25 protein-coding genes and 1 tRNA gene are annotated in these 25,545 nt (G+C 43.1%); 15 read left to right on the top strand and 11 right to left on the bottom strand.

Features of this window, described 5'->3' with window-relative positions:
• Positions 1 to 36: 36 nt before the first annotated feature.
• From ACT3S4_RS01925 to ACT3S4_RS01915, 3 genes are all read right to left on the bottom strand, one after another.
• Positions 37 to 771, bottom strand: coding sequence for a hypothetical protein (locus tag ACT3S4_RS01925; protein WP_444760308.1), 735 nt, complete (start codon positions 769 to 771; stop codon positions 37 to 39).
• Positions 772 to 1,097: 326 nt separating this feature from the next.
• A complete protein-coding gene (locus ACT3S4_RS01920) occupies positions 1,098 to 1,439 on the bottom strand; it encodes a hypothetical protein (RefSeq protein WP_055125114.1) in 342 nt (113 codons plus the stop codon).
• A 374-nt stretch (positions 1,440 to 1,813) separates the two neighbouring features.
• Positions 1,814 to 1,889 (bottom strand) — tRNA-Asn (locus ACT3S4_RS01915).
• Positions 1,890 to 2,406: 517 nt separating this feature from the next.
• Between ACT3S4_RS01915 and ACT3S4_RS01910 the strand changes: the two genes are divergently transcribed.
• The 14 genes from ACT3S4_RS01910 to ACT3S4_RS01845 all read left to right on the top strand — a co-directional run bounded on the left by ACT3S4_RS01910 (position 2,407) and on the right by ACT3S4_RS01845 (position 17,285).
• On the top strand, positions 2,407 to 2,751 hold the full coding sequence (locus ACT3S4_RS01910) for a DMT family transporter (RefSeq protein WP_055125113.1): 345 nt from the start codon (positions 2,407 to 2,409) through the stop codon (positions 2,749 to 2,751).
• 1 nt (position 2,752) lies between these two features.
• Positions 2,753 to 3,325 (top strand): TetR/AcrR family transcriptional regulator, encoded by a 573-nt coding sequence (locus ACT3S4_RS01905; RefSeq protein WP_109589373.1) that lies wholly within the window; start codon positions 2,753 to 2,755, stop codon positions 3,323 to 3,325.
• A 171-nt stretch (positions 3,326 to 3,496) separates the two neighbouring features.
• Positions 3,497 to 5,011 carry a betaine-aldehyde dehydrogenase gene (gene betB, locus ACT3S4_RS01900; RefSeq protein WP_109589371.1) on the top strand — a complete coding sequence of 505 codons (1,515 nt, stop codon included), beginning with the start codon at positions 3,497 to 3,499 and terminating at the stop codon, positions 5,009 to 5,011.
• A gap of 117 nt (positions 5,012 to 5,128) precedes the next feature.
• Positions 5,129 to 6,829, top strand: a complete 1,701-nt coding sequence (gene betA, locus ACT3S4_RS01895; protein ID WP_109589630.1) for a choline dehydrogenase — start codon at positions 5,129 to 5,131, stop codon at positions 6,827 to 6,829.
• 257 nt (positions 6,830 to 7,086) lie between these two features.
• Positions 7,087 to 9,132 carry a choline BCCT transporter BetT gene (gene betT / locus ACT3S4_RS01890; RefSeq protein ID WP_444760307.1) on the top strand — a complete coding sequence of 682 codons (2,046 nt, stop codon included), beginning with the start codon at positions 7,087 to 7,089 and terminating at the stop codon, positions 9,130 to 9,132.
• A 190-nt stretch (positions 9,133 to 9,322) separates the two neighbouring features.
• Positions 9,323 to 9,814 (top strand): M48 metallopeptidase family protein, encoded by a 492-nt coding sequence (locus ACT3S4_RS01885; protein ID WP_045447188.1) that lies wholly within the window; start codon positions 9,323 to 9,325, stop codon positions 9,812 to 9,814.
• Positions 9,815 to 9,977: 163 nt separating this feature from the next.
• On the top strand, positions 9,978 to 10,463 hold the full coding sequence (locus tag ACT3S4_RS01880) for a hypothetical protein (protein ID WP_444760306.1): 486 nt from the start codon (positions 9,978 to 9,980) through the stop codon (positions 10,461 to 10,463).
• A 200-nt stretch (positions 10,464 to 10,663) separates the two neighbouring features.
• On the top strand, positions 10,664 to 11,098 hold the full coding sequence (locus tag ACT3S4_RS01875) for a tetratricopeptide repeat protein (RefSeq protein ID WP_444760305.1): 435 nt from the start codon (positions 10,664 to 10,666) through the stop codon (positions 11,096 to 11,098).
• Between the two features lie 119 nt (positions 11,099 to 11,217).
• Entirely contained in the window at positions 11,218 to 12,402 is a 1,185-nt protein-coding gene (locus ACT3S4_RS01870; protein WP_444760304.1) for a flavin monoamine oxidase family protein, read from the top strand.
• Positions 12,403 to 12,405: 3 nt separating this feature from the next.
• Positions 12,406 to 13,347 carry a DMT family transporter gene (locus tag ACT3S4_RS01865; RefSeq protein ID WP_444760303.1) on the top strand — a complete coding sequence of 314 codons (942 nt, stop codon included), beginning with the start codon at positions 12,406 to 12,408 and terminating at the stop codon, positions 13,345 to 13,347.
• Positions 13,348 to 13,736: 389 nt separating this feature from the next.
• Positions 13,737 to 15,497, top strand: coding sequence for a TrkH family potassium uptake protein (locus ACT3S4_RS01860; protein WP_201605047.1), 1,761 nt, complete (start codon positions 13,737 to 13,739; stop codon positions 15,495 to 15,497).
• A gap of 57 nt (positions 15,498 to 15,554) precedes the next feature.
• Complete coding sequence (locus ACT3S4_RS01855) at positions 15,555 to 16,256, top strand: NAD-binding protein (RefSeq protein WP_443215413.1); 702 nt, start codon at positions 15,555 to 15,557, stop codon at positions 16,254 to 16,256.
• Positions 16,257 to 16,299: 43 nt separating this feature from the next.
• Entirely contained in the window at positions 16,300 to 16,842 is a 543-nt protein-coding gene (locus tag ACT3S4_RS01850) for a DUF3124 domain-containing protein (protein WP_444760302.1), read from the top strand.
• A gap of 29 nt (positions 16,843 to 16,871) precedes the next feature.
• A complete protein-coding gene (locus ACT3S4_RS01845) occupies positions 16,872 to 17,285 on the top strand; it encodes a PaaI family thioesterase (RefSeq protein WP_444760301.1) in 414 nt (137 codons plus the stop codon).
• 91 nt (positions 17,286 to 17,376) lie between these two features.
• Here ACT3S4_RS01845 and ACT3S4_RS01840 read toward each other — a convergent pair whose 3' ends face one another.
• The 7 genes from ACT3S4_RS01840 to ACT3S4_RS01810 form a co-directional block, all read right to left on the bottom strand.
• Positions 17,377 to 17,991, bottom strand: coding sequence for a YceI family protein (locus ACT3S4_RS01840; protein ID WP_444760300.1), 615 nt, complete (start codon positions 17,989 to 17,991; stop codon positions 17,377 to 17,379).
• A 174-nt stretch (positions 17,992 to 18,165) separates the two neighbouring features.
• Positions 18,166 to 18,957, bottom strand: coding sequence for a PAP2 family lipid A phosphatase (locus ACT3S4_RS01835; RefSeq protein WP_444760299.1), 792 nt, complete (start codon positions 18,955 to 18,957; stop codon positions 18,166 to 18,168).
• Entirely contained in the window at positions 18,954 to 19,427 is a 474-nt protein-coding gene (locus ACT3S4_RS01830) for a diacylglycerol kinase (protein WP_250162943.1), read from the bottom strand. The genes ACT3S4_RS01835 and ACT3S4_RS01830 overlap by 4 nt, the downstream gene beginning before the upstream one ends.
• 236 nt (positions 19,428 to 19,663) lie before the next feature.
• Positions 19,664 to 21,010 (bottom strand): sensor histidine kinase, encoded by a 1,347-nt coding sequence (locus ACT3S4_RS01825; protein WP_444760298.1) that lies wholly within the window; start codon positions 21,008 to 21,010, stop codon positions 19,664 to 19,666.
• 72 nt (positions 21,011 to 21,082) lie between these two features.
• A complete protein-coding gene (locus ACT3S4_RS01820) occupies positions 21,083 to 21,769 on the bottom strand; it encodes a response regulator transcription factor (protein WP_250162941.1) in 687 nt (228 codons plus the stop codon).
• 40 nt (positions 21,770 to 21,809) lie between these two features.
• Positions 21,810 to 23,513, bottom strand: coding sequence for a phosphoethanolamine transferase (locus ACT3S4_RS01815; protein ID WP_444760297.1), 1,704 nt, complete (start codon positions 23,511 to 23,513; stop codon positions 21,810 to 21,812).
• A 131-nt stretch (positions 23,514 to 23,644) separates the two neighbouring features.
• The gene (locus ACT3S4_RS01810) at positions 23,645 to 24,085 is read right to left on the bottom strand and encodes a CopD family protein (RefSeq protein ID WP_444760296.1); all 441 of its coding nucleotides are present in this window, start codon (positions 24,083 to 24,085) and stop codon (positions 23,645 to 23,647) included.
• A 63-nt stretch (positions 24,086 to 24,148) separates the two neighbouring features.
• On the opposite strand from ACT3S4_RS01810, the gene ACT3S4_RS01805 reads away from it, so the two are divergent.
• Positions 24,149 to 24,628: a hemerythrin domain-containing protein gene (locus ACT3S4_RS01805; RefSeq protein ID WP_444760295.1), complete on the top strand. Its 480-nt coding sequence runs from the start codon at positions 24,149 to 24,151 to the stop codon at positions 24,626 to 24,628.
• Between the two features lie 24 nt (positions 24,629 to 24,652).
• Here ACT3S4_RS01805 and modA read toward each other — a convergent pair whose 3' ends face one another.
• On the bottom strand, positions 24,653 to 25,498 hold the full coding sequence (gene modA / locus ACT3S4_RS01800) for a molybdate ABC transporter substrate-binding protein (protein WP_444760294.1): 846 nt from the start codon (positions 25,496 to 25,498) through the stop codon (positions 24,653 to 24,655).
• Positions 25,499 to 25,545 lie beyond the last annotated feature (47 nt).

The raw sequence follows: 25,545 nt of genomic DNA, 5'->3' as shown, positions 1-25,545 counted from the left end.
TATCCTATTATTTTATAAATATTCTGCAGCACTTTTTTATCTCATTAGCGACTCATCAAACTTAATTTCCTGCCCATTCTCCAATATCAATGTGCCTTTACTGATCATGATGGTCAAGTCTTTGGTATTTTTAATAGCACGCATAACATTGATGTCTTCAATACTGCTCTCGATGATGATCTTACCAGACTGCTCTGGTTTAATAGGCGGGTCAAACTGTGTTAGTGGTACGTTAAAGCTTTTGCCCTGCGCCAAGTTAGCATCTTGCATGGTCAGTGTGCCCTTAAAGCTTTGAATGGCGACCTTGCCGTGATTAGAGAGCATAAACTGTAGTTTTACTTGATTTAAGCTGTCACTATCGCTGGTTTTGACTGGTAGTAGAGCGACAGGATAGTTCTGCGCATTGGCACTATAAGCTGGCTGACTGCTGACGATGGGGCTTTTTTTACCTGTTGGATTGTTTGGATGTAGTCGTTCGTATTCACGCTGTTGCACAAGGGCTTGCTTGATAGTGGTACGCGGCATCGCCCCCGACTCATAGGCACCGCTGAGTTTCATTCGCAACATGTAGCGGCTGAGTAATTGCTGCTCAGATTCAGGTAACTGCTCAAAAGTGGTGCCGAGTTTTTTCTGCCACTGATCTGAGTTGGTCGGTATGGTTTTTTTGGTTGGATCCGCGGTTGGCTGTGAGCAACCAGAAACGATTGGTAGTATCGCTAAGGCAATCGTCAATAACAAAGCTTTATTCAAGCGTTGATGTAAACTCGCCATCGTACACCTCCTTAAAAATCTTTATGGATAATAAAGAATGACAACAAAATAATGAGCGTTTTCTTAATATACCTCGTTTGATGAAAGGTTGTGTTTAATTATCGCTAAATGCTGTATCGCAAGCAAAATAGGCATATTTTTGTTATATGACAGCAAAAAAGGGCAGGAGACGTACTATTTATAATAAGTTCTGACAAGCAATCATGATCGGTATTTTTATTCACAATAGATATTTTTATTACGCCCACAAAAAAAAGACTGAGTGCCGTTAAGCAAACTCAGTCTTTTTTATTAACAGCAGTAACAGCTAACGACTGTTTGAATAGTTAGTCATGAGCTTGGTCATTTTCTTGCAGCTCAGATAGTGAGTGAGTAATATTATTATTGTGGGTCACGACAATAGCCTCATCAATAATACGCTGGCTGACCCCGCGTTTACGCAGGCTTTCGATGAACACCTCGTCATGGGCTAGGGTGTAGTCTTGATGATCGCGGTCAAGCCCTTGGCGAATATATAAACGAATAAGCCCTTGGATGCGTTTAAACCCCAACTCTTTTGAAGTGGCTTCTAATAGCGAAATCATCTCTTCAGACAAACGAATACTGATCGGGCGCATGATTTTTTGCGGATGATCAGAAAACTTATTTTTCACACGTACAGGTATCATAATAAACCATTATTTTTAGTGAGTAGGAGTAAAGCACTCAGACAAAAACTAACCCAATCAAAACTATCCTTACCATACAACAAAAACGCCTAAAAGAACACCGTAGCCATGCCAATCGTACTAGGGCGTGTCCTCAATTCAATCTATTAACCTCTAAATGGGCTAAAAATGGCTAAATTTTGCCAAACATCGTCAAATAGCTTATTAATATCTCGACATTATTTGTGCTACTGTCCTTGTTTGACGGCAATTTATCTCATTCTTGTCACCACTTTTAAAATGAGGACACGCCCTAAGATTGCGACTATCTTCTTAATTGAAAACGGCAACCATAAAAAAACCTTCATCAAATAATGATGAAGGTTTTTAGTATATGGCTCTCCAACCTGGGCTCGAACCAGGGACACACGGATTAACAGTCCGTTGCTCTACCAACTGAGCTATTGGAGAATAAGTTGGTATAACGATATGTTAGATAAGCGCTATTGCTTGTCTTGTTTGCGTTATGTGGGGCACATTTTAGCCAAGTTGTTATAGGCTGTCAACCTTATTATGCCATTAATTATAAATATTGTTGTTATCTATCAAAAATAACCAGCAATCCCTTATAAAGCGGGCTGTTTTGGCAAATTTTGACCGCTAAAATATTATTTTTTGACTAGGGCGTGTCTTCAATTCAATCGATAAATCTCTAAATGGGCTAAAAATGGCTAAATGAGTTAAAGAATGAGCTAAAAGTGGTCAAAACCCTTATTTATGTAAGTTGGATATAAAATCTAGCGCTAATTTGATTAGACAAGTCGCCTATCTTTTTGAATAGTAAAACAATCTGTACCTCCCTCGAAACAAAAAAATCAGAAACAGCCCTTCACATTGCTAGAATATTTCTATAGAATACCGACCGTATGGTTTCTTTAATGTATATACATTATTAATATGTGATCAATCTGAGACAGGTAACCTAATTATGAGTCCCACCACTATTGCCTACGGTTATCTAGCCATCGCCATTATTTGCGAAGTGGTTGGCACGACCTTTTTAGTCAAGTCAGAGCAGTTTACGCGTTTGGTGCCGACCCTGATTATGGGTGTGCTTTATGCCATCTCGTTTTACTTATTAACTCAAACCATCAAAACCATACCGCTTGGTATTGCTTATGCACTATGGGGCGGGTTGGGGATTGTGCTGACATCGCTCGTAGGCTTGATGTTTTTTAAGCAAAGTCTTGATACAGCAGCTGTGGTTGGTATCGCTATGATTGTGGGCGGTGTCGTGGTGATGAACTTATTCTCTAATTCTGTGGTGCACTGATATGGAAATGGAAAACGCTTACAAACGTAAAAAACAGCCCGAAGTTGTCCGTCGTGCGCTACTAGATCAGGCAGCGCGAATCACGTTAGAGCAGGGCTTATCAAAAGTGACCTTTCAGGCGGTCGCTGATGCGGTCGGGGTGACCAAAGGCGGGGTGATGCATCATTTCACCACTAAAAATGCACTCATCCTTGAAGTGTTTCATGATGCGATGGCAAAATTTGAGGCAGAAGTCAATCAAGCCATGGCAGAAGACCCTGTGCGTTATGGCTCTTTTACTCGTGCCTATATCAATGCCACGATTAGCTTAGGCGAAAAAGGGCAGGAAGAGCTCGATAGTCAAGCAACCTTATATGCATTGATGCTAGGCGATAGCGAGTTACGTGAGTTGTGGGCCAAGTGGGCAAATGCGCAATTAAAGAAACATCAAGCAACCGACAATACCGAAACCTTATGTATGGTACGTCTGGTGGCTGATGGTATTTGGCTCTCTGATTTTTCGGGGATTAGTATCTCAGATAAAACCTCTATTCATAAGCGTTTGATAAAAATGACGCAACCTGAGAATGAATAAAATACTGTTCTTAAATGATTGATCAAAGCAGCTTTTTTATTAAAAAAGCATTGAAAGTCAGGCTTGTAGTAATAGCCACTATAAATTTATTTTAAACATTTAACCCATGACGACATTATTTAGCATTAGCTTGTTTATAAGGCTTTTGCCAGTCGTTAATAGGAGCACCGCATGACAGATTCAAAAACACACCTAAGCAACTTAACAGACATCATTGATTTAGAGAAGGTTCAAACTGCTTATATTAATGGTCGTTACTTAGCAATCGACGAATCGCTTGCTACTTTTGAAGACATCAATCCAGCCACGGGTGAAGTGTTAACTACCGTTCAGCAAACGACCAGTGAACAGATTAATGAAGCGGTAAAAGCGGCACAAAAAGGTCAAAAGGTTTGGGCGGCGATGACGGCGGTTGAGCGCAGTCGTATTTTGCTAAAGGCGGTTGCGATATTACGTGAGCGCAACGATGTACTCGCGTTACTTGAAACTAAAGACACGGGCAAAGCGCTCTCTGAAACCAAATATGTCGATATCGTGACTGGTGCTGATGTCGTTGAGTATTACGCAGGGCTTGCGCCGATGATTGAAGGTCGTCAGATTCCATTGCGTGATACTAGCTTTGTCTATACTCGCCGCGAGCCGCTCGGCGTCGTCGCAGGTATCGGCGCGTGGAACTATCCGATTCAAATCGCGATGTGGAAAGCAGCACCAGCTTTAGCCACTGGGAATGCGATGATTTTTAAACCTTCTGAAGTCACGCCATTGACTGCATTAAAGTTAGCGGAAATATTGACAGAAGCGGGTCTGCCAGATGGCGTCTTTAACGTTGTGCAAGGCGATTATAAAGTCGGCGAAGCGTTAACACAGCATCCTGATATCGCCAAAGTCTCATTTACCGGTGGTGTACCAACGGGTAAAAAAGTGATGGCGAGTGCCGCATCTTCGTCGCTGAAAGACGTAACCTTGGAGCTTGGCGGTAAGTCGCCCTTGATTATATTTGATGATGCGGATATCGATACCGCCGCTGATATCGCGATGATGGCGAACTTCTATAGCAGTGGTCAGGTCTGTACCAATGGCACGCGTGTGTTTATCCCTAAAGCCTTACAAGCTAAGTTTGAAGAAGCCATATTATTGCGTGTCGAGCGTATTAAATTGGGCGATCCGATGGATGAGAACATCAACATGGGTCCATTGGTCAGCTTCCCACATATGGAAAGAGTGCTTAGCTATATCGAGCAAGGTAAAGCGAGTGGTGCACGACTGCTAACAGGCGGCGACCGTATCACGTCAGGCACACTTGCCAATGGCGCCTTTGTCGCACCAACCGTATTTACCGATTGCAGCGACGATATGACTATAGTACGTGAGGAAATCTTTGGTCCCGTGATGTCGATATTGACTTATGAGACTGAAGAAGAAGTGATTCGCCGTGCCAATGATACCGAGTATGGTTTGGCTGCAGGAGTCGTGACTGCTGACTTGACCCGAGCGCATCGCGTGATTGCACAGATTGAAGCGGGTATTTGCTGGTTAAATACGTGGGGCGAGTCGGCTGCACAAATGCCAGTGGGCGGTTATAAGCACTCAGGTATCGGCCGCGAAAACGGCATTGAAGCCCTTGAGCATTATACGCAGACCAAGTCTATCCAAGTAGAGCTTGGTAAGTTTGAATCGGTATTTTAATCACTTTTGCTGTGAAATTTTTAAAACGGTAAGGCTGAATTATTAGGACTAATTTGTCCTTTTGGCACCGCCTTACTGATATGAAATGATGGATTTTTTAATATTATGGAGCGTTTTATGACATCAACCACACCTGAATATGACTACATCATCGTCGGCGCAGGTTCAGCAGGAAATGTGCTGGCCACCCGCTTGACCGAAGATGCCAACATTAAGGTGTTGCTGTTAGAAGCGGGTCGCCCAGACCACCGCTTAGACTTTCGCACGCAGATGCCAGCAGCGCTCGCTATGCCGTTGCAAGGTACTACTTATAACTGGGGTTATAAAACCGATCCTGAACCCTATATGAATAACCGCGTCATGGATTGTGGTCGCGGTAAAGGGTTAGGTGGCTCATCACTGATTAATGGGATGTGTTATATCCGTGGTAATGCCTTGGATTTTGACGATTGGGCGAAAATCAAAGGTTTAGAAGATTGGACCTATTTGGACTGCTTGCCGTATTTCAAAAAGCTAGAGAATCGCGATGCTGGTGAAAATGACTATCATGGCGTCGGTGGTCCTGTCGAGATGACCACTTCAAAACCAGGGGTCAATCCGCTGTTCCAAGCGATGATCGAAGCAGGCGTGCAAGCAGGCTATCCAAGTACCGATGATTTAAACGGCTATCAGCAAGAAGGTTTTGGGCCGATGGACCGCTTTGTCACGCCTAATGGTCGCCGCGCTTCGACTGCTCGCGGTTATCTCGACCGTGCCAAACCGCGTAGCAATATCACCATTTTAACGGGTGCATTGACTGACGTGATTTTGTTCGATGGCAAGCGCGCTGTCGGCGTTAAGGTAGAACATCAAGGTCAAACCAAGAATTTCTACGCGTCTCGTGAGGTGATTGTTTCATCAGGTGCGATTGCCTCGCCGCAATTATTGCAGCGCTCTGGTATTGGTTCTGGTCAATGGCTCAAAGATTTGGGTGTCAATGAGATTTTAGATTTACCGGGTGTTGGTAATAATCTACAAGACCATTTAGAGCTGTATATGCAGTACGAATGTAAGCTGCCAGTGTCGATTGCGCCTGCCAATAAATGGTGGAATAAGCCAGCCATTGGTGCCGAATGGTTATTTAATGGCACAGGACTTGGCGCCTCAAATCAGTTTGAAGGTGGCGGTTTTATTCGTACCGATGAGAAGTTTACCCATCCTAATATCCAGTACCACTTCTTGCCATTAGCAGTGCGCTACGATGGTCGTAGTGCAGTGAAGTCGCACAGTTTCCAAGCGCACGTGGGCTCATTGCGCTCGCCAAGTCGTGGTCGCGTCAAGCTGACCTCAAAAGACCCAAGCGTGCATCCGAGCATCTTGTTTAACTATATGTCTCACGACCAAGACTGGCACGAGTTCCGTGCGGCAATGCGTATCACCCGTGAAATTATGCATCAGCCAGCGCTCGATCCTTATCGTGGTCGCGCCATTGCGCCAACGGATGATCTAGTGACCGACGCACAGCTAGACGAATATGTCCGTAATCATAGCGAAACGGCTTATCATCCGTCGTGTACCTGTGCGATGGGTGAAGGTAATGATTCAGTCGTCAATGGCGAAGGACTCGTACACGGCATCGATGGCTTGCGCGTCGTTGATGCATCGATTATGCCAAATATCATCAGTGGTAATTTAAACGCCACCACCATTATGCTTGCCGAAAAAATCGTCGATAAGATGCGCGGCAAGCAGTTGCCACGCTCGACGGTAGACTATTACGTTGCCAATGGTGCACCGCTTAGAACTGAGCCGATGCGCGCTTACCGCTCTACTGTCTAAAGAGCTATATGAGCTATTAGGCAATGAAATATATAAGCAATTTCAATAAGAAGACCTTTCCACGCAAAGGTCTTTTTCATCAGCGCTAACGTATTAAATATTTTTAATACTGTTGTGGCTGCCTTTGATTGTCATTTAAATTTTTATTTACATCGCAATTTTCATTTATTGGTACTGCTTTGTGCGTCATACAGTCATCAAGTTATGACGGACAAATCAATATCAGACCCTGTTTAATTTACCTATTGAGGTCTTTTATGTACAGCTCGCCATCAAAAGATGCGACGAAACCCCTGACTCTAAACAAGACGGTTTTTTTAGGTTCAGCTATTATTTCTATTTTATTAATTATCTGGACGATTGCGTTTCCAGATTATAGTGAGACATTGTTAAGCTCAAGCATGGCATGGGTATCAGAGAGTTTTGGCTGGTATTACATGCTGGTGGTTGCCGCTTATAGTATATTTGCACTATTTGTTGGTTTTTCTAAATACGGCGATATCAAGCTTGGGCAAGATCACGAAAAAGCCCAGTTTCCTTTCCTAGCATGGGCCGCGATGCTGTTCTCTGCGGGTATCGGTATTGATTTACTGTTTTTTGGTGCCTCTGAGCCATTGATGCATTATTTAACGCCGCATACGGGGCTGGAGCCTGCCAGTGCAGAAGCCATGCGCGAAGCACTTGCGCAAACCTTTTTACATTGGGGTCTACACGGTTGGGGTATTTATGCCTTAATCGGTATGGCACTGGCGTATTTTGCGTATCGTAAAAACATGCCATTGGCACTGCGTTCACCACTGACGCCTATCTTTGGTGAGCGTTTAATTAAGGGCTGGCTTGGCGATGGCATTGATACCTTTGGTGTTGTTTGCACCTTAATGGGTATCGCCACCAGCTTAGGCATTGGGGTATTGCAGGCCAATGCGGGTTTGACTCATGTTTTCGGTATCGAGTCTAGCAAAATGGTACAGAGCCTGATTATCTTAGGGGTGGTTGTTGCTGCGGCTATCTCTGCGATGACGGGTGTTGAAAAAGGCGTACGCCGTTTATCTGAATTTAATATGCTATCGTCGATATTGCTATTAATCGCCATATTGGTGATGGGTAATACAGTGTATTTGCTGAATACCTTTACCCAAAATATTGGTCAATATTTCCAAACCATTCTCTTTAAAACTTTCGATGTATATGCCTATGACGGTACTGCTGGTGCCGATTGGAAATCAGGCTGGACGATATTTTTCTGGGCATGGTGGGTCGCTTGGGCACCATTTGTTGGTCTATTTATCGCGCGTATTAGCCGTGGTCGTACCTTACGTGAGTTTGTCTTTGGCGTGATGTTTATTCCGCTGGGTTTCATTTTTGCCTGGTTCTCTATCTTTGGTAATTCGGCGATAGACTTGGTTGCTAATGGGGCAACTGAGCTTGGCGAAATCGCCGTCAATGATGCCGCGATGGGTATGTTTGCCTTGTTTGAGTATTTTCCTTACAGTGACGTTTTATCATTCGCTGGTGTGGTCATTGGTTTAGTATTCTTTGTGACTTCAGCGGACTCAGGCGCTTTAGTATTAGCGAATTTGAGCTCACGTGGCATGACTAATGACACCGATGCCCCGGTTTGGTTGCGTCTGTTTTGGGCAGCAGCAACAGGTCTTATCACTTTGGGATTATTATTCGCTGGTGGCTTTGCCTCATTGCAGTCAGTATCTGTGATTGCTGGTTTGCCATTCTCGCTTATCCTTGTGCTCTATATGATGTCAATGTGGAAGTCGCTAAAAGAGGAAGGTAATAAACGTAAGGCCAGTACGATTGGTACGGCTAATGTGCTGGATAGTGGTAAGAGCTGGAAAGCACGCTTGCAACGCATTGTCAGTTTCCCTAGACATGCACAAGTTGAACGCTTTTTACAAAATGTGGTTAGACCTGCCATGACGGAAGTTGAAAAAGAATTTGCTGCAGGCGGTCTAAAAACCTCTTTGGACATCCGTAACCCTGAACATATCGGACAAGATATAGATGAAGGCATGGATGAAAGTAGCGGTCAAATAGATGGTCTAAAATTGCGAGTTGGACATGGCGATGAAGATGACTTTATTTATGAAGTGAATTTGATTAAAGCGGAGCGTCCTAACTTTACTTTGAGCACGTCAACTAAGAATGCAGAGTACTATTATCGTGCCGAAGTGTTCTTGAGCGAAGGCTCACAAGAGTATGACTTGGTAGGTTACTCCAAAGAGCAAGTGTTGGTCGATATCTTAAATCAGTACGAGCGCCATTTGCAGTATCTACATTTAGAGCGTTAATTGATTTATCAACACGTCCTGAATATTTAAGTAAAAACACTTAAGTAAAAATATGGTAAGAAATAACCCCATAAGTTGAATGCAGCTTATGGGGTTGTTTTATGAAAAATAAAATAAGTAGATATAGGGTAAAATATATAAAGATGCGTTTCGGATTATCAGTTTCGAAATATTAGCAAAGGATAAGTTTGTGACCACATTAAAGTACATCGCTCATTATTCTGAGCAAGTTCAAACCCAAGCGGCATTGCTGATTAGCGATGGTAAATTGGGCGCATATCTAGAAAAAAAGTATCCCACTCAGCACCAAATAAAAAGTGATAAGGCGCTTTATCAGTATATCAATGAGATAAAAAACCAATATATGCGCAAAGTGGGACAGCTATCGAATGTCAGCTATAGCAGTAAATTAACGGTCCTCAAACATGCGCTAGGTATTCATACCACCCAGTCTCGCATACAGGGCAGTAAGCTAAAATCCCACAACAGCATCACCGTGGCGAGTTTGTTTCAAGAAGCGCCGCCTGAGTTTTTGCGCATGATTGTCGTGCATGAATTGGCGCATTTTAAAGAGCATGAGCATAATAAAGCTTTTTATCAATTATGCTGTCATATGGAGCCTGAGTATCATCAGTTTGAGCTTGATACGCGGTTGTGGCTGCACTGGCGCGAACTGAGTTGATCGCAGTGCTGTATTCTTTTCTTCTCAAAATGAGGACACGCCACAGATTGTATTTCTTATCATAACTTTCTTATCATAAATAATATTATACCTTTTATTAATATATTTTAGTGTATAGTTTAATAACGATGATTTTAATGATTGTTGATAAATGGAGAAGATGATGAAACGGATAGTTGCTACTGCACTTGCTATAAGCGCCGCCTCACTGATGGTTGGCTGTACAGCGACCAATGCCATGTCACAAAAGAGTGACGTCATTCCAGAGAATAAAAAACCGACGCCATCGGTGTTGATAAATGTGACATCAGACGATGCTCAAGTGCAGCTCATGTCGATGGTGCTAACTATGCAATCCGCGCAGCAAGGTGCCAATACTCGAGTATTGCTCTGCGGTCCAGCCGGTGATATGGCGCTCCGTGACGCACCCAAAAGTGTGACCACAGCACAACCGCCTAAAAATATGAGTCCACAGGGTTTGATGCAAATGGTCATGAAGAATACCAATACTAAGGTTGAGGTTTGTGCACTTTATCTACCGAGTAAGGGTATTGACCAGTCGGCACTGATTGACGGCGTGAGTGCTGCTGATCCTGCTGCCATCGGGGCGTTAATGGTCGATCAAACCACCAAGATAATGAGCTTTTAGGCAGATAAAAAACAATTAGTAGTTTGATGAATAAAAAGGGTGTGATATCGACTATCGCATCCTTTTTTTGTGCCAATCCTCTTAGCTGGTGGAATTGCGTTATAATCCCAGCTAAGCACTGTTTACCAAGTAATATTCGCCAAGTACTCTTGGCTGAAAAACAAGTACCATAGATCCTAATTCATAAAAGGTTATGAGCAATGATTAATACCAAAATTTATAAAGCAATTTATACCTTAGCTGAAGAGTTATTGGAAGCTGATCGTATAGGCAATCAAGCAGCATTTGATGGATTTTATGCCGAATTAGAAGCCATTTGTAATGATAATGAAAATACCGATAAAGACCATCCAGAACAGTGGGAAACATTGGCTGACTTTACCGAAGATTTAGACGAAGCCTTAGTTATTTATGACAAGGCCTTAGCCAAAGCGACTGCGATCAATTCAAAAGATCATCTGTCGTCGATTGCTTTTTCTATGGCGGTACTACAGCTTGAGACAGGTAACAAAGAAGCGGCTATCCTAAACCTACAGAATGCCAAAATTACGGCTAATAAGATTGAGGATAAAGAGTTTAAGGTTGAGATAGACGAGCTGCTGACCAAGTTGTTGGCTGAAGAATCTCAACTATAATCAATCCTCTATAAATTGAGTACGGTGTTAGTCTCGCTTAGCCTACTAATTGTAGTACTTTCACTCGGCTTCCTTGTATCCAAATTATATTGAACCGACTATAAATAGGGTGATCCGATATGCAATACAAACCTGTGGTGATAGTTGGCGGTGGTTTGAGTGGGTTGTATGCGGCGTTTTTATTGGAACAAAAAGGCATCGATTATATCCTGTTAGAGGCTCGCGATAGATTGGGCGGGCGCATCGCTGTTGCGAAATCATCAGTAGATCAGAATGCTAGTAGACAAAGTGTCGATAATGAAAAATCAAACGATGGCTTCGACTTAGGGCCATCGTGGTTTTGGCCAGAGTATCAGCCGCAGTTGAGCAGCCTTATTGAAATGTTGAGTTTACCACGTTTTGCGCAGTTCGAGGACGGTGATATGATGGTTGAACGTGCCGCCGATAAGTTACCTATCCGTACCCAAGGCTATCAAAGCTCGCCACCGTCTATGCGTCTCGTCGGTGGTATGGCAGCGCTCATTGATGCTCTGTATGCGCGCTTAAATCCTGCGCGCATTATCACGGGGCAAATTGTAAAGCATGTAACCAAGACTGAGCGCTGTATCAGCATAGAGAGCGAATGCAGCGCTGAACAGATGACAGCTGGTCAAATAACTACTTATCAAGCGCAACATGTGCTCCTTGCGCTACCGCCTCGTTTGGCGGCGAATAACATCAAGTTTGAACCTGCTTTACCACAGCCATTGATAAAAGAATGGCAAGAGACCGCGACATGGATGGCGCCACATGCCAAATATGTGGCGGTTTATGATTCGCCATTTTGGCGCAATCAAGGATTATCAGGGTCAGCGAGAAGTGCAATAGGGCCACTTACTGAGATTCATGATGCGTCCTTGGTAGAGGGCGAAGGTGCATTGTTTGGCTTCTTTGGCGTTCCTGCTTACGTCCGTCAAAGCGTCTCAGAAATGGAGCTAAAAGCCCATTCCCGAGCGCAGTTGGTACGTTTATTTGGTGCACAGGCAGAGACGCCAACGGCTGAGTATCTGAAAGACTGGGCGCAAGATTCATTGACCGCGACGCCTGCTGATGCCAGTGGCGCAGGTCAACATGCCGTAGCACCTACCGCTAAGCCGAATACAGGTGCATGGCAAAACTGCCTAACGGGTAGCGCAAGCGAATGGTCAGAGGCGTTTCCTGGTTATATTGCTGGTGCTATCGACGCAGCAAATAAGGCAGTACAAGGTTTAGATTTAGGTTTGTCTGATGAGCTATCGTCATCAGCGTCGCTACCAATAGGATAGTTGATGAGTGAGTCTTTAGAACAGCAAGCTTCTCGCAACACCAGCACATGGCTCCTCCCTTTTGCTTGCTTGTTAGGCGGAGGAGGTCTGATTGGTATTTCTACCAATTTGGCAAAATATGCTAGTGAGATAGGTATTACACCACTGGCATTTCTCTTTTGGTCCATCACGGGCGCTGCTGCTATTTTATTGATCGTTGCCTTCATACGGCACGAATTACCTCCCTTAAATGCGCGTAGCTTTGAATACTATTTTGTGGCCGCGCTCATCAGTGTTGCAGGTTCTAATTTACTACTGTTTTCGGCTATCCCACATGTGGGTGCAGGTTTCGTCGCGCTCATTATCTCGCTTCCACCATTGTTGACTTATCTTGGCGCATTGGCACTGCGGATGGAGCGATTTAATATCGTCCGCGCTTTGGGTGTGGCCGCGGCGCTTCTTGGCGCAGGAGTATTGGCAGCGCGTAAGTTTACAGCACCCGATGCCAGTGTTTTTTGGATTTTGATCGCGCTTTGCGGGCCAGTATTACTGGCTATTGGTAATATATATCGTACCTTACGCTGGCCTGATAAAGCGTCGCCTAGTGCACTCGCGCCAGGTATGCTAATAGCGGCTTCGCTGTTGCTGCTGTCATTTAGTGTATTGCCTAATTTTTCAGTGAATATGCCACTAGACTGGGTGCTGCTAGGTTTGATTGGCATACAAGCCGCCGTATTTGCAGGTCAATTCTTATTGTTGTTTTTACTACAAAAAACTGGCGGTCCTGTTTTATTAAGTTTATTAGGATCGGTCGGCGCAGTTGTCGGTGTGCCAGTGGCCATTTTTCTGCAGGGTGAGGTGCCGCCAGAAGGGTTGTTTCTGGGTGCTTCATTGATCGCACTGGGCGTTGGTTTGGTGACATGGGGCGGGGTGAAAATGGCGACCACATCGACAGAAACTACGTAAATATGATTATTGGGATATAGCGCTCATAAATACGCCAACCTATAGACTAATGAACCTACTAGAGCATATGTTTGCACTGCAACTATCCAAAAATGTAGCCATGTAAAAATGTCGCTATATAGAAATGCTACTATTTAAAAATGTCATTAAGCGACCCTCACAGTGATCATTTTTTATCTAATCCAACCTCACAAAACCTCGTTAAAACGTAAATATTACCGTCACTGCCAATCTATAATTTATCTACAGCCATCTTAGCAATCAGTATGGCTAGGTATGAGCGTTCAACAGGGCATCATAATTGGTTACGATTATCTAAAATCAGTTTTTGTGAGTAACACAAAAAAGGAGTATAAATATCGTGGTTATTCCTATCATGGATTAGGGCGATGCATGCAGCCAAGCGTTATCGATTGTTAAATAATGTCACGATTGTCATTAGTATTATCGGCGTAGCCATTGCTTTATTAGACAGTGGTTTCACGCTGCCGATGTGGCTACAACAGGTTTTCCATATTTTTTATCTGGCGATTATTTTTTTAGGCTTTGTTGTGACGGCAGGGCGTTACCTCTATAGCAAAAAGCCGCTGACTCTAAATAAAGTTGCGGTCTTTGACTTACTGACCAGTATCGCGATTGTCATTTTACTGGTAGCGCATTTCACTGATTTGGTGCGTTCTGGGATGTCGGTCGCTGTTGATGGCTTCGTTGCCATCAAAATTGCTGTCTTTGTGACCTTTATTCGTGAAATATCTGACCACGATTTTAATCTCAATCGTACCTTTCTAAACCCTGCACAGTTTTTTATCTTAAGCTTCCTGTCATTGGTATTGGTCGGTGCATTGCTACTGATGATGCCCAATGCAACGACGCAGCCGCTGTCTTTCATTGATGCGCTCTTTACCGCGACCAGTGCTGTCTGTGTGACTGGTCTCATCGTGGTAGATACGGCGACTTATTTCACGACTTTTGGGCAAGTCATTATCATGGGGCTGATACAGATCGGCGGCTTGGGTATTTTGACTTTTGTGACGTATTTTAGTTATTTCTTTAAGGGCGGTGTCAGTTATGAGACGCAGGCGAGCATCAGTGAGATGTCTTACATGCGCGGCATGGGTGATGTGGTATCGACCCTCAAGTCCATCCTATATGTGACATTTGCCGTTGAGGCAGTGGCTGCGGCACTCATTTATATCAGTATTTATGACATACCAGATATGGATTGGTCTGAGCAGTTATTCTTCTCTGTTTTCCATGCGATTTCTGCGTTCTGTAATGCTGGATTTTCTACATTTAGCGCTGGCATGTATGATGACGCGCTACGTTTTAATTACCCATTACAACTGATTATCGCTACGACCTTTATCTTTGGCGGCATGGGTTTTGTCATTGTGGTCAATGTGCTGCGTTATTTACGTGATCGTGCCGAGCGCCTGATCTATCGCCATGATCAGCGTTATATTTATCGACCATGGTTGCTTAATATTAATAGCCGCATAACCTTGATTACGACGGGCGCTTTATTGTTGGTAGGTCTCATCGGTGTGATGATATTTGAATATAACAATGTGCTGGCAGACCATCGCAGTTTTTTCGGTAAGCTTGTCACAGGGCTGTTTACTGCTGCCACGCCGCGAACCGCAGGATTTAATACCATCGACATGGGTGAACTCGCGTTTCCCACGATTATGTTGACGATATTTTTGATGTGGATTGGTGCCTCGCCAAACTCGACGGGCGGTGGTATCAAAACCAGTACGTTTGCGATTGCCTTGTTAAACACTTTGAGTTTGGCACGTGGTCAGACCAATGTTGAGGTCTTTAAGCGGCAGATTGCTGACATCTCGATTCGCCGTGCATTTTCTATTATGTGGCTGTCTTTATTGGTCATCGGTATGGGCGTGACGCTCATCAGCTATGATCAACCAGAGCTTGATTTAATCAAGGTGGTTTTTGAGTGTTTTTCAGCTTACAGCACGGTGGGATTAAGTTTGAATTTGACGACAGAGTTATCAGATTTTAGCAAAATAGTGGTGTCAGTCATTATGTTTGTTGGGCGTGTCAGCATGTTGACCATCTTTATTGCCCTACTTAAAAATAGACGCCAGCGCAATTATCGCTATCCAACTGAAGAAATCACGATCAATTAAATGGTCGTAAATAAGCCATTTCATCATTAAAAAATACTGAAAAAGGTTAATAAGGTTATGAAATATATCATCGTAGGGTTAGGGAACTTTGGCTCATCGCTAGGCATGGCGTTGACCCGTCAGGGGCACGAAGTGATTGCCATTGACAGCAGCATGCAAAAGGTTGAGGCGTATAAGGAAGTCATCTCTCATACCATCTGTATGGATGCCACGGATGAATATACCGTCAATGGTTTACCGATTGTCGACACCGATATCGTTATTGTCGCAATCGGTGAAGACCAAGGCGCAAACGTCATGGCGACTGCATTATTTAAAACCCTAAAAGCAAAACGTTTGATCAGCCGTAGTATTAATCCACTGCACGAAAAAGTGTTGCAAGCTATCGGCGTTGATGATTTGATTCATCCTGAAAAAGAGGCGGCCAATCGCTGGGCCAAACGGCTGTCGCTACGTTATTTCGTCGACTCGTTTGAGCTGAGTGATCATTTCAGTATGGTAGAGATTAGCATTCCTAAGTCGTTGATTGGTCAGACCGTTGATGACTTGCAATTGGAGCAAAAGTTCAATATTCGATTGCTTAGTACCCTGCGCTATGAGTATTATGAAGACAGCTTTGGTCGTACGCAAAGTAAGCCTAGTATTAAAGGTTTGGCTGCGCCTGAGCAAGTATTGCAAGATAAAGACGTATTGGTCATCTACGGTGCTAACAAGCATATCAACGAGTTTCTGCGTAGTGTCGGTGTAAACATCAAATAAACATTTGCAACAGCCATGACATGAAAAGGCAAAGGGGAAACTTATGAGTAAGCGCACTATATCCATCTTGTTGCTTGCGACGATGGCATTGTTGTCAGGCTGTGACCCGACGCCGCAAGACCCGAACGTGTTGTATTCAGAAAAACATCAAGACCCCATTCAAGAGCTGGAGATGACAACAGCGGTTGATCGTAGCCAGTTTGCCTATAAACAAACCTTTTATGTGCCCATTTATTCTGACATTTATACCGATAGAGACAATCGTAAAGTCTTGCTATCAGCGACTTTGAGTGTACGCAATACCACGCTAAAAAAATCACTGTATATCAATAAAATTGACTACTATGGCACTGATGGAACCTTTATAAAATCCTATTTAAACAAACCGATTGAGCTTCCAGCAATGGCCACGCTCAATTATATCGTCGAAAAAGAAGAGGATAAAGGCGGATCGGGCGCCAACTTTATCATCGAAGTCGAAGGGATAGACGAGACGGTCAAGCCTGTCATTGAGGCGGTGATGATTGGTAATTTTAGCAATAAAGGCTTTGCATTTAGTACAGAAGGTACGCCAGTGGTGCATTGATTAAGGATAATAAAATCCAAGGAAGAGATATGTCTGCAACCAAAGAAGAAATTGTCGCCTTTATGGCGTTGGAATTTCCACAAACCAAATGTGTCATCGAGGCAGTCGGCGACAATCGCTCGATCTTATCACACGATATTGGGATCAATGAATTGCGTCCCGGTGGTACGGTCTCTGGACCAGTATTGATGAGCATCGCTGATGTGGCTCTCTATGTGGCGATACTTGGTAAAATAGGTATTGTGCCATTAACGGTGACGACGAGTTTGACCATTAACTTTTTGCGCAAACCCTCAGCAGAAGCACGTATTATCGCTGAGTGTACGTTGATAAAAGTAGGTCGCACGCTAATCGTTGGCGAGGTTGCGCTTTATTCTGAAGGCTCTCGCGACATGGTGGCTCACGTAGTTGGCACGTATTCCGTACCGCCTCAGCCTGTTTAGCTATTTTTAGCCCATTTGTAAAATGAGGACAGGCCCTAAAAAAGCAGTGCTATAAAAATTAATGTCATAAAATTAATGCTGATAAGGACTGCTACTGTTTGGTTGCCTCGACCTGAATGTTTAAATGAAGGTTTTTAGTGACGCCAAACCACGCATATTTATCGATATTCCATTTGGTGCGATCAATCATCGCCGTAAAATCCCCACCACAAATATCTTTTTTGAGCGTGGGATGTAGATAACAGTCAAACTTAGTCGCTGTTAAGCTAATAGGGTGGGTTTCGCCATGCAGCGTTAGATGACCGTCTACTTTTGTGACCATTGGGCGTGATTTGTCTTGGCTAAAATACCATTTGTTAGAATCAAAACGTGCCAATGGAAAGCGCTGCATATCAAAGAAGCTAGGGCCTGTCAAAGTCTGGTTAAATGCTTTATTCCCCGTATTTAGAGAGCGGATCGGAATGACCAAGGAGATATTGCCAGTTTTTAAACTTGAGTCATATTGCAGTTGACCTTGGACATTATAAAAGCCGCCCGCAGTGGCAGGGGATTGGAAGCGTTCAATGGCAAAGCGCACATGGGTGCCAGCAGGATTGATGGTATAACTGGCGGCATGGCTGCTATGTGCAGCGCTTATTATTAATAATGTCAGTGTCAGTAAAGGGTAGATAGGTGATCTTTGTAGAACAAAAGATAGGATGCTCATAGCTACATTCCTTTGCGGGCTATTGATAAATAAAGAACGTCGTCGATGAGCGCAATCCATGCTGTTACTCAATGTTAAGTCAGTCAGCAATAACTATTTATACATTATTTATCAAATGCTTAGTAGCTTTATTTTCATAAGGGTATCATTGTTAATTTGGCTATTATTCAACAGTTAAGATTGGGTTTTCGACGATTTTTGAAAGCTTGCCGCATCAGGTTTTTTGCCATTAGCATTGATACTGTTGGCTTTATTCGCTACTGGGTATTTAAAAAATAGCGTTGCAAGCGCGCAGGTTATGGTCAATGATAGAAGCATCGATACTAATGTATGACTAAAAAAATGATCACCAAACAGCATCTTATACAGTCCCATCGTCCATCCTACGACCGTGACTATTTCAAATATTCTATAGCGATACTGATGTAGAGTGGGTAAAAATGCCAAGCCATATAGAGAAAATCCGGCACTGGCATGAGCCGCTGGGAAGCACTTGGCAGGCGTGTTAGCGACTATATTTTGCCAAATATTTAGATAAGGCAAGTCGCCACCAAACAGTATTAAATGATTGGGGCAACTGACATGAGTCACACCTTTGAGTAGCGCAATCATACTGGGAACGGCAATTAAAACAAGCAGTAGATAACTTATTTCACGCGTGGATAAAGGCGTGAGCAATTTATCGTACTTAGTATTTTTTATTACCAGATTGATGTCTGAATTCTGTTTATGTCTCAGAATTAGAATGGTTATGAGATAAATGCCAAGTAAGATGAGTAGCAATTTAGGCAAGTCATAAAAAATAAAGGCGAAAGGTTGTGTGCCTTTTTCTAGTAGCCAGTGTCCATTAGTGTAAAAAATCTCACTAATATGAATGTCTAATTGGCTGTGCTCAAACAACAGTGTCGCTATGATGGTCAAGCATAGGAGTTTAAGCCAGACTCCATTGGCTGAATATGTTTTCAAAATACAACACTCAATAATGCCATCATCCACAAGATAAATAGCAGCATTAATGCCAGAAATTGCGCCGCAGAGCCAACATCTTTGGCTATCTTTGCCAGTGGATGCTTGGCGGTCGATGTGTGATCGACACTGGCTTCGATTCCAGTGTTAATGAGTTCGACAATTAATGATAAGAAAGAAGCGACGACCAGCAGCATTTTGATGCTGATAGTGAAAGGGCACAATATAATAGCCATGAATAATATGAGATTAAGCCAAAATACTTGTCGAAAAGCCGCCTCAAATTTGTAAGCTGCTTTAAAGCCATCTAGAGAGTAACCAACGGCTTTTATAATACGGTAAAATCCTGTTTTACCCTTGGCGTCACTAGCATAGCTATGAGGTAGCAGTTGTTTTTTGCCTGTTATTGGGCTTAAAACCCCACGACTGGCAGACTGGTCTTCAAGATTAATAGGATTTGCTTTATTCATGTCAAATGCTTCACAGTCTATTAATATCAAGGTATGCGATAAGTTTCAATCATTCAATCATTCAATCATTCAATCATTCAATCATTCAATCATTCAATCATTCAATCATTCAATCATTCAATCATTTAACTATTTAATCGTGGAAAAAATAAATGGACAAAATAAATCAGCAGATATTAAGTATAAGCGGGCAGGCATTAAGAAAACGTTAAGCTTTTTTAAAATAGAGATCTTCTCTAATGATAATTGATGATAAAGGTACTGCCACCTAACGGGTTGACTTGATGGGTAAGCTGCCAGCCCATATGTGTCATGATGCGCTGTATGATACTGAGTCCCAAGCCTGTGCCTTCTGCTGGATAATGGGCGTCAGCTGCCGATGACGATTCTGTATCCAATGAGATGTCTTTATACTGCTGCTCTAGACGCTCAAATCTCTCATATAGCAGCGGCATCATCACCTCAGGAATACCTAGACCAGTATCAGTGACGGTGATTTTTTCAGCATCGATAGTGATGATGACCTCACCCTCATCGGTGTACTGAAACGCATTTTTTATCAAATTACCCAGTGCCATTTTTAGTAGTTCAGGTCGTACGTGTGCGACATACAGCTGTTCTGCCACTACTTTACAGGTGACTGACTTATGGCGAAGCAAGTAATTTAAGCGCTGTACTTCATTTAACGCGATGTCATTGATAGACGTTGGCGGTGCATCCAGTTTTTCAGGAGCACGAGACAGCAATAATAAGGCGCTGATAATCTCCGAGGTTTCTTTGGCGGTCGTACTGATACGAGTGGCAAATGCGCTCAAGTGAGGGTCGTTTTCTAGTTGTGAGGACAATACTTCTGATGCCCCCATGATAATCGTCAAAGGCGTGCGCAGCTCGTGACTGACATCACCAGTAAATAGCTGCTCGCGTTTGAGGTACTGCTCAAGTTTGTGGTTTTTTTCATCGATTGCGCGTGCTAACACGCCAACCTCGGAGGGCAGATGCGTCAATTCCGTCAAGTTGCGATGATCTGTTTCTACGGCTTGCTTTAAGTCTAATAAAGGTTTAATGATTTGCTTGGAGGACAGCGATGAAAATATCGCTGCAATCAATAAGCTCAAAATGACTGCTACTTTTAGGGCGTTGGCAAATATGTCTTCTAAATGCTCAAATATGGCCAAAACAGGGTAATTCCCCATCACCATTTCAGTGTTTTCTAAGTAGGTTAAAATGTAGTTTTCTTTGTCTTTTTTATAATTAAAAAAATGTAACTCTGTTGTCGATTGACCATTTTTAGTGGTGACAGTGACGGGCATTTCTTGTACGGTTTGGGTGGTCAGTTTTTGCAGATTGCTCGGTGCGTTATCGAAGCGATAAATTTTAATACCCGGTTCAGCGCTATAAATAGGCTGATCGCCTTCTTTTTCTTGGCTAAGCTCTAACTGTTGCAATAAGCGAGCTTTGACCAGCTGTTGCTCCATTCTGACTTCGGCATACATGAAAATACTGACGAAAGTGGCACACAGTAATAGGGCAAATAACAAGTAGGAGAGTCGAAACTTATTGGCAATGGAGTCGATATTAAACATGGTATTTACTTCGTTGTGAAAGACAATATGAAAGACAGTGAAAGTCAAATAAGGACATCAGCCGATGATTTTTTAGGCTTTATCAGGATCAATAATCTGATAACCGACACCGGGCAACGTGACTATCATGATTTTATCGAACGGCTTATCTACCTGCGCACGAACCCCGTGCATGTGAGTGCGCAGTGCATCACTGCTTGGTATGTCTTCGCCCCATACCTTTTCTTCCAGCTCGGTTTTGCTAACTACGCGTGGCGCGGCGCTCATTAAGGTATGCAGTATTTTGAAGCCTGTTGGTGTGAGTTTTAGCGACTTACCTTCACGTGTAATCGTATGCTCACTATGATTTAAAGACAACGTGCCAACGGTTAAACCATGCTCAAAATGATCATCTTTATGTCGGCGTATGAGAGCCTTAATACGAGATTCTAATTCCACCAATGAGAAAGGCTTAACCAGATAATCGTCAGCGCCACTATCGAATCCTGCCACTTTATCTAAAATCGTATCGCGAGCGGTCAGCATCAATACTGGCGTTTTGTCATGCAGCTCTTCCCTGAGCTTTTTGCACAGTTTAGTGCCATCCATACCTGGCAGCATGACATCTAACAAGATGACGTCATATCGATTATTCGATGCGAGCGTTAAGCCACTAATGCCATTATGGGCATTGTCTAGCTCAAAGCCTTTCGGCTCAAAAAAAGCATAAATATTGGCGACGATATCGGGATTGTCTTCAATGATGAGTATCTTGTGCATGAGTATTATTACCTAAAAAGGCGGAGCGATGATAAAGAATTCAATTAGTCACTTTAAAAAAGGTGGGTGCTGCTTTGGTTTCGTCAGTGGTGATACCAAAAAACTGAAGCAAGGTTGGCGTAATAAAATCATGTGATACGGGCTGATCAATCATGTTAGCAAGGCTACTGTTAGCAATAGTGCTGCTAGCAATGCCGTTGCCAGTCGGTGACCAAATAATCACTGGCACGTGCTTTTGTGCATTTGGCGCAATAGCGTATGGCAGACCATGCAAGTAAATATTGTTTTCGCCCAAACTTTCTCCATGATCACTAATATATACCATCACCACCTCATAATCTTGCTCATAGGGTTTTAATGTGTCGATCACGCTATTTAAAAAATAATCTGTATAACGAATGGCATTGTCATAACCATTGATAACTGATTGGTTGTCGCATTTTGATAGCTCATTGGTCATACAGACGGGCTGATATTCTGCAAAATCTTTAGGGTAGCGCTTAAAATAGGCGGGTCCATGATTGCCCATTTGATGCAGCAAAATAAGTGTGTTTTTAGGTGTCTCTTTCTGTGAGCTGCCTGACTTAACCAGTTTATCAAAACCATCAAGCATGCCTATATCTCGACACTCAATATCACAATCTGGATTGAGCGCGGCTGTTTTATAATCCTCAAAAGTTACGCGGTCAGCCACCCCTTTGGCACTAGAGTTATTGTCTCGCCAAACGACATTGACGCCTTGCTTGTGTAGCGTATCAAGCACGTTTTCATTGTAGTTAGCGCTATCAGGGTCATAATTTTTTCTATTGGCGTAGCTAAACATGCAGGGTACTGAATAGGCGGTGGATGTGCCGCATGACGAGGCGTCTTTAAAGCTGTAAATGTCTGATTGTTTTGAAAGCAAAGGCGTGGTGTTGCGCTCGTAACCATTTAAGCCAATATGGTCAGCTCGAACGGTTTCTCCTACTACAAATACCATCAACTTAGGTTTTACAGCGCTGTTGCTAGTGTTGCTGCGTTTTGCATCTGTGGCATGAGGGATTAGCGTATCGGGACGACGGCGCTCAGCGATATAATCAGTACCCAGTTTGATAACAGAGTAAACAGGGGTAATAGGATTGACATAACTACGGACTATTTTGTGCTGGCGAAAAAAGCTGGCGTATTGGTCACCAAATGGTACCAGACACACCGCTACCAATACGATAGGTAATAATAGGGTGACTGATTTTTGAAGGGTTGCTTGTTGCCAAGACAATCGCTTTAGACGAATGTTACCAATCATGAAAGCAGGCACTATACCTAATAGAAACAGGCGAATAAATAGACTGGGTGCCATTAATCCCATGGCTTCTGCTTGATCGGTTTGTAAGCCGTTAATGAGCATATCACGATTAAATATCGTCCCGTAGGCGTCGGTAAAGTAACCACAGATGGCTGCAATCAGCACCATTATGATGAGCACTACTTTTGCCGTTGAGCGATAACACAGCAGTGACAACACCAACCACATCAGCCCAAATAATAAGCCTATGATGGAAAAAATAAAGCCCGTGTTTGTGCTCAATGGATAAACGCTGAGTACTTGCTCAAAAAAGCCAATATTCGCCGTCGCTACTAAGTACAGAGCAACGGCTATGATCAGATGATTGAGATTGATCTCACGATCATATAGCTTGCTCAGGGAGCGGCTTTTTTTATTAGCTTTGGGCGCATCGATTTTGGCGGCTTGAGATATTGACATACAAGTACTTCTCAACAGGATGGTAAGGAGTGTAATGCCTTACAGTAACAAGTACGCTGTTAAGAAGATGTTAAGGTAGTTAAATTCAATGAGATATTAGGACATATCCACAACCTAAACGATGACACATCCTAATTTAAACCTGTGCGAAAGAGCGTGCCAACGACAACAAAGGCGACAGAAAATAAAGTGACCAATATGATATTGATTGAAAATCCTTTCAGGGTCTGAATAGACAATCTGGGTATTCGATAGAAACGAGCGTGCAGGGCAACCAAAACAGTCATTAGCAATAATAGTAATTTGAGACTAATAAGAATACTAAAATCATTATCAAGTTTAAACCATGCAGCAATGTTGGGTAATAGCTGGTAGGCCATCCAAAGTCCAGTGATTATTTGCAGCACCAAAGCTGGGATCCCAACCCTCTCAAACAGCTGCTCAAACTGCATCAGACCATCAATATTTCGGGATGATAGCGCTTTTGGTAAGACCACCAAGGTCAAAATCAGATGACCACCTGTCCAGACAGTAGCGCCTAACAAGTGTAGTATGAGTATATAGTTAAGCATAGATAACAATCCTTAAATGCCACTGACATAGGGCTTTATGTCGATTAACTGAGGTACTTAATCATGAAACGCGCCGCACAATTACAACCATTATCTCGTCAACATCATCTAGGTCTAAATCTATCTCGCCATGCTAAAGAGTGTGCTGATGAACCTAACGCAATTGCCGAGCATTGGCTAAATATCACGTCTTATATTAACGAGATGCAACAGCATTTTCAGATTGAAGACAATCTAATTGCTCATGCCCTACAGCCTCATAGCAGCTCCAAACCTGAGGTGGCATCGGTACTAAATACACTTGATGCGCAGCACAAGTCCCTGCATGCACTCATGGCAGAGGTTCAAGGTTTGCCGCACTCTCAAAGCAATCACGTCACCGTTGGACAAGTCAAAAAACTCGCCACCTTGCTATATGATCATATTCGTTTTGAAGAACGAGAATTGTTTCCTATCGTTGAGCGCTATCTGACAACAGAAGAATTAGAGGCTATTTATGATGCCAGTCCAGACAGTATCAAACGCTCCGATGAGAACCGTTAGAGCACGTTTTTTATCAAAGTTGTCTTACTCTATAGCGAGATAACCTGCGTCAGAAAAATACTGTTGTCCAGCAGGCGAGCGCAGATAGTTTGAAAAATCTGTCGCGGCAGTAGTCTCACTAATCACCAACCCGTCTTGCAAAATAGGGGGATAAGTGTCTGGCGCTAACGTATAGAACTGCTCAGGCGTGGCTTTAATCGCTGTCAGTTGTGATTGAGCGATAAAGCCATAATCGACATTACCAGTGTGCGCATATTGAAACGCTTGCCCGATATTTTCAGCTTGAATAATGCGACTTTGCTCAGTGAGCGTGTCAAAGATTTTTTGTGTTTGTAGATAGGCTTGTGCCGACTTGCCATAAGGGGCAAGTTCTGGATTGGCAATGGTGATTTTGCTATCAGATTCAGACATCAATAATGCATTTAAAGTAGTAGTATTGAGTCCTTTAAGGGATTTGTTAACACTATAAAGTGCCAGCTGACCTTGGGTATAAGTAAAGGGCTCGTGGGTTGCTTCGTCAGCAGATTTTGCGTTATCTAGTTTTTCTTTGGCAAGTTTGGCAGGGAATTCTTGATTGGCGGATAAAAATATATCGTAAGGTGCGCCAGAGGTAATCTGCGCATATAACTTACCTGAAGAGGCATACGTCACGTCAATCGCTTGTGCAGGCAAGTTCTTATCCATTTTATAACCCGCAATAATCTCAGGCAATACATCTGATAAGTTGGCAGCCGCTGCGATGCGCAGTGTTTGACTTTGCTCAGTGGTGTTTTCGACATCTGATTGGAATGGCTGAGTGGTTTGCTCTTTGCTACAAGCAGTTAGCATTAACGCTAAGCAAGCTGATGATATCGTTATTATTTTAATCATTATTATAAAACCTTCTTATTATTGCTCTCCAGTGTCGCTCACTGTTA

The organism is Psychrobacter sp. AOP30-A2-5 (genome assembly GCF_052378115.1).
Taxonomy (GTDB): Bacteria; Pseudomonadota; Gammaproteobacteria; order Pseudomonadales; family Moraxellaceae; genus Psychrobacter.
The sequence above is the reverse complement of the archived record's forward strand: the minus strand, read 5'-3'. Positions and strand labels throughout refer to the sequence as shown.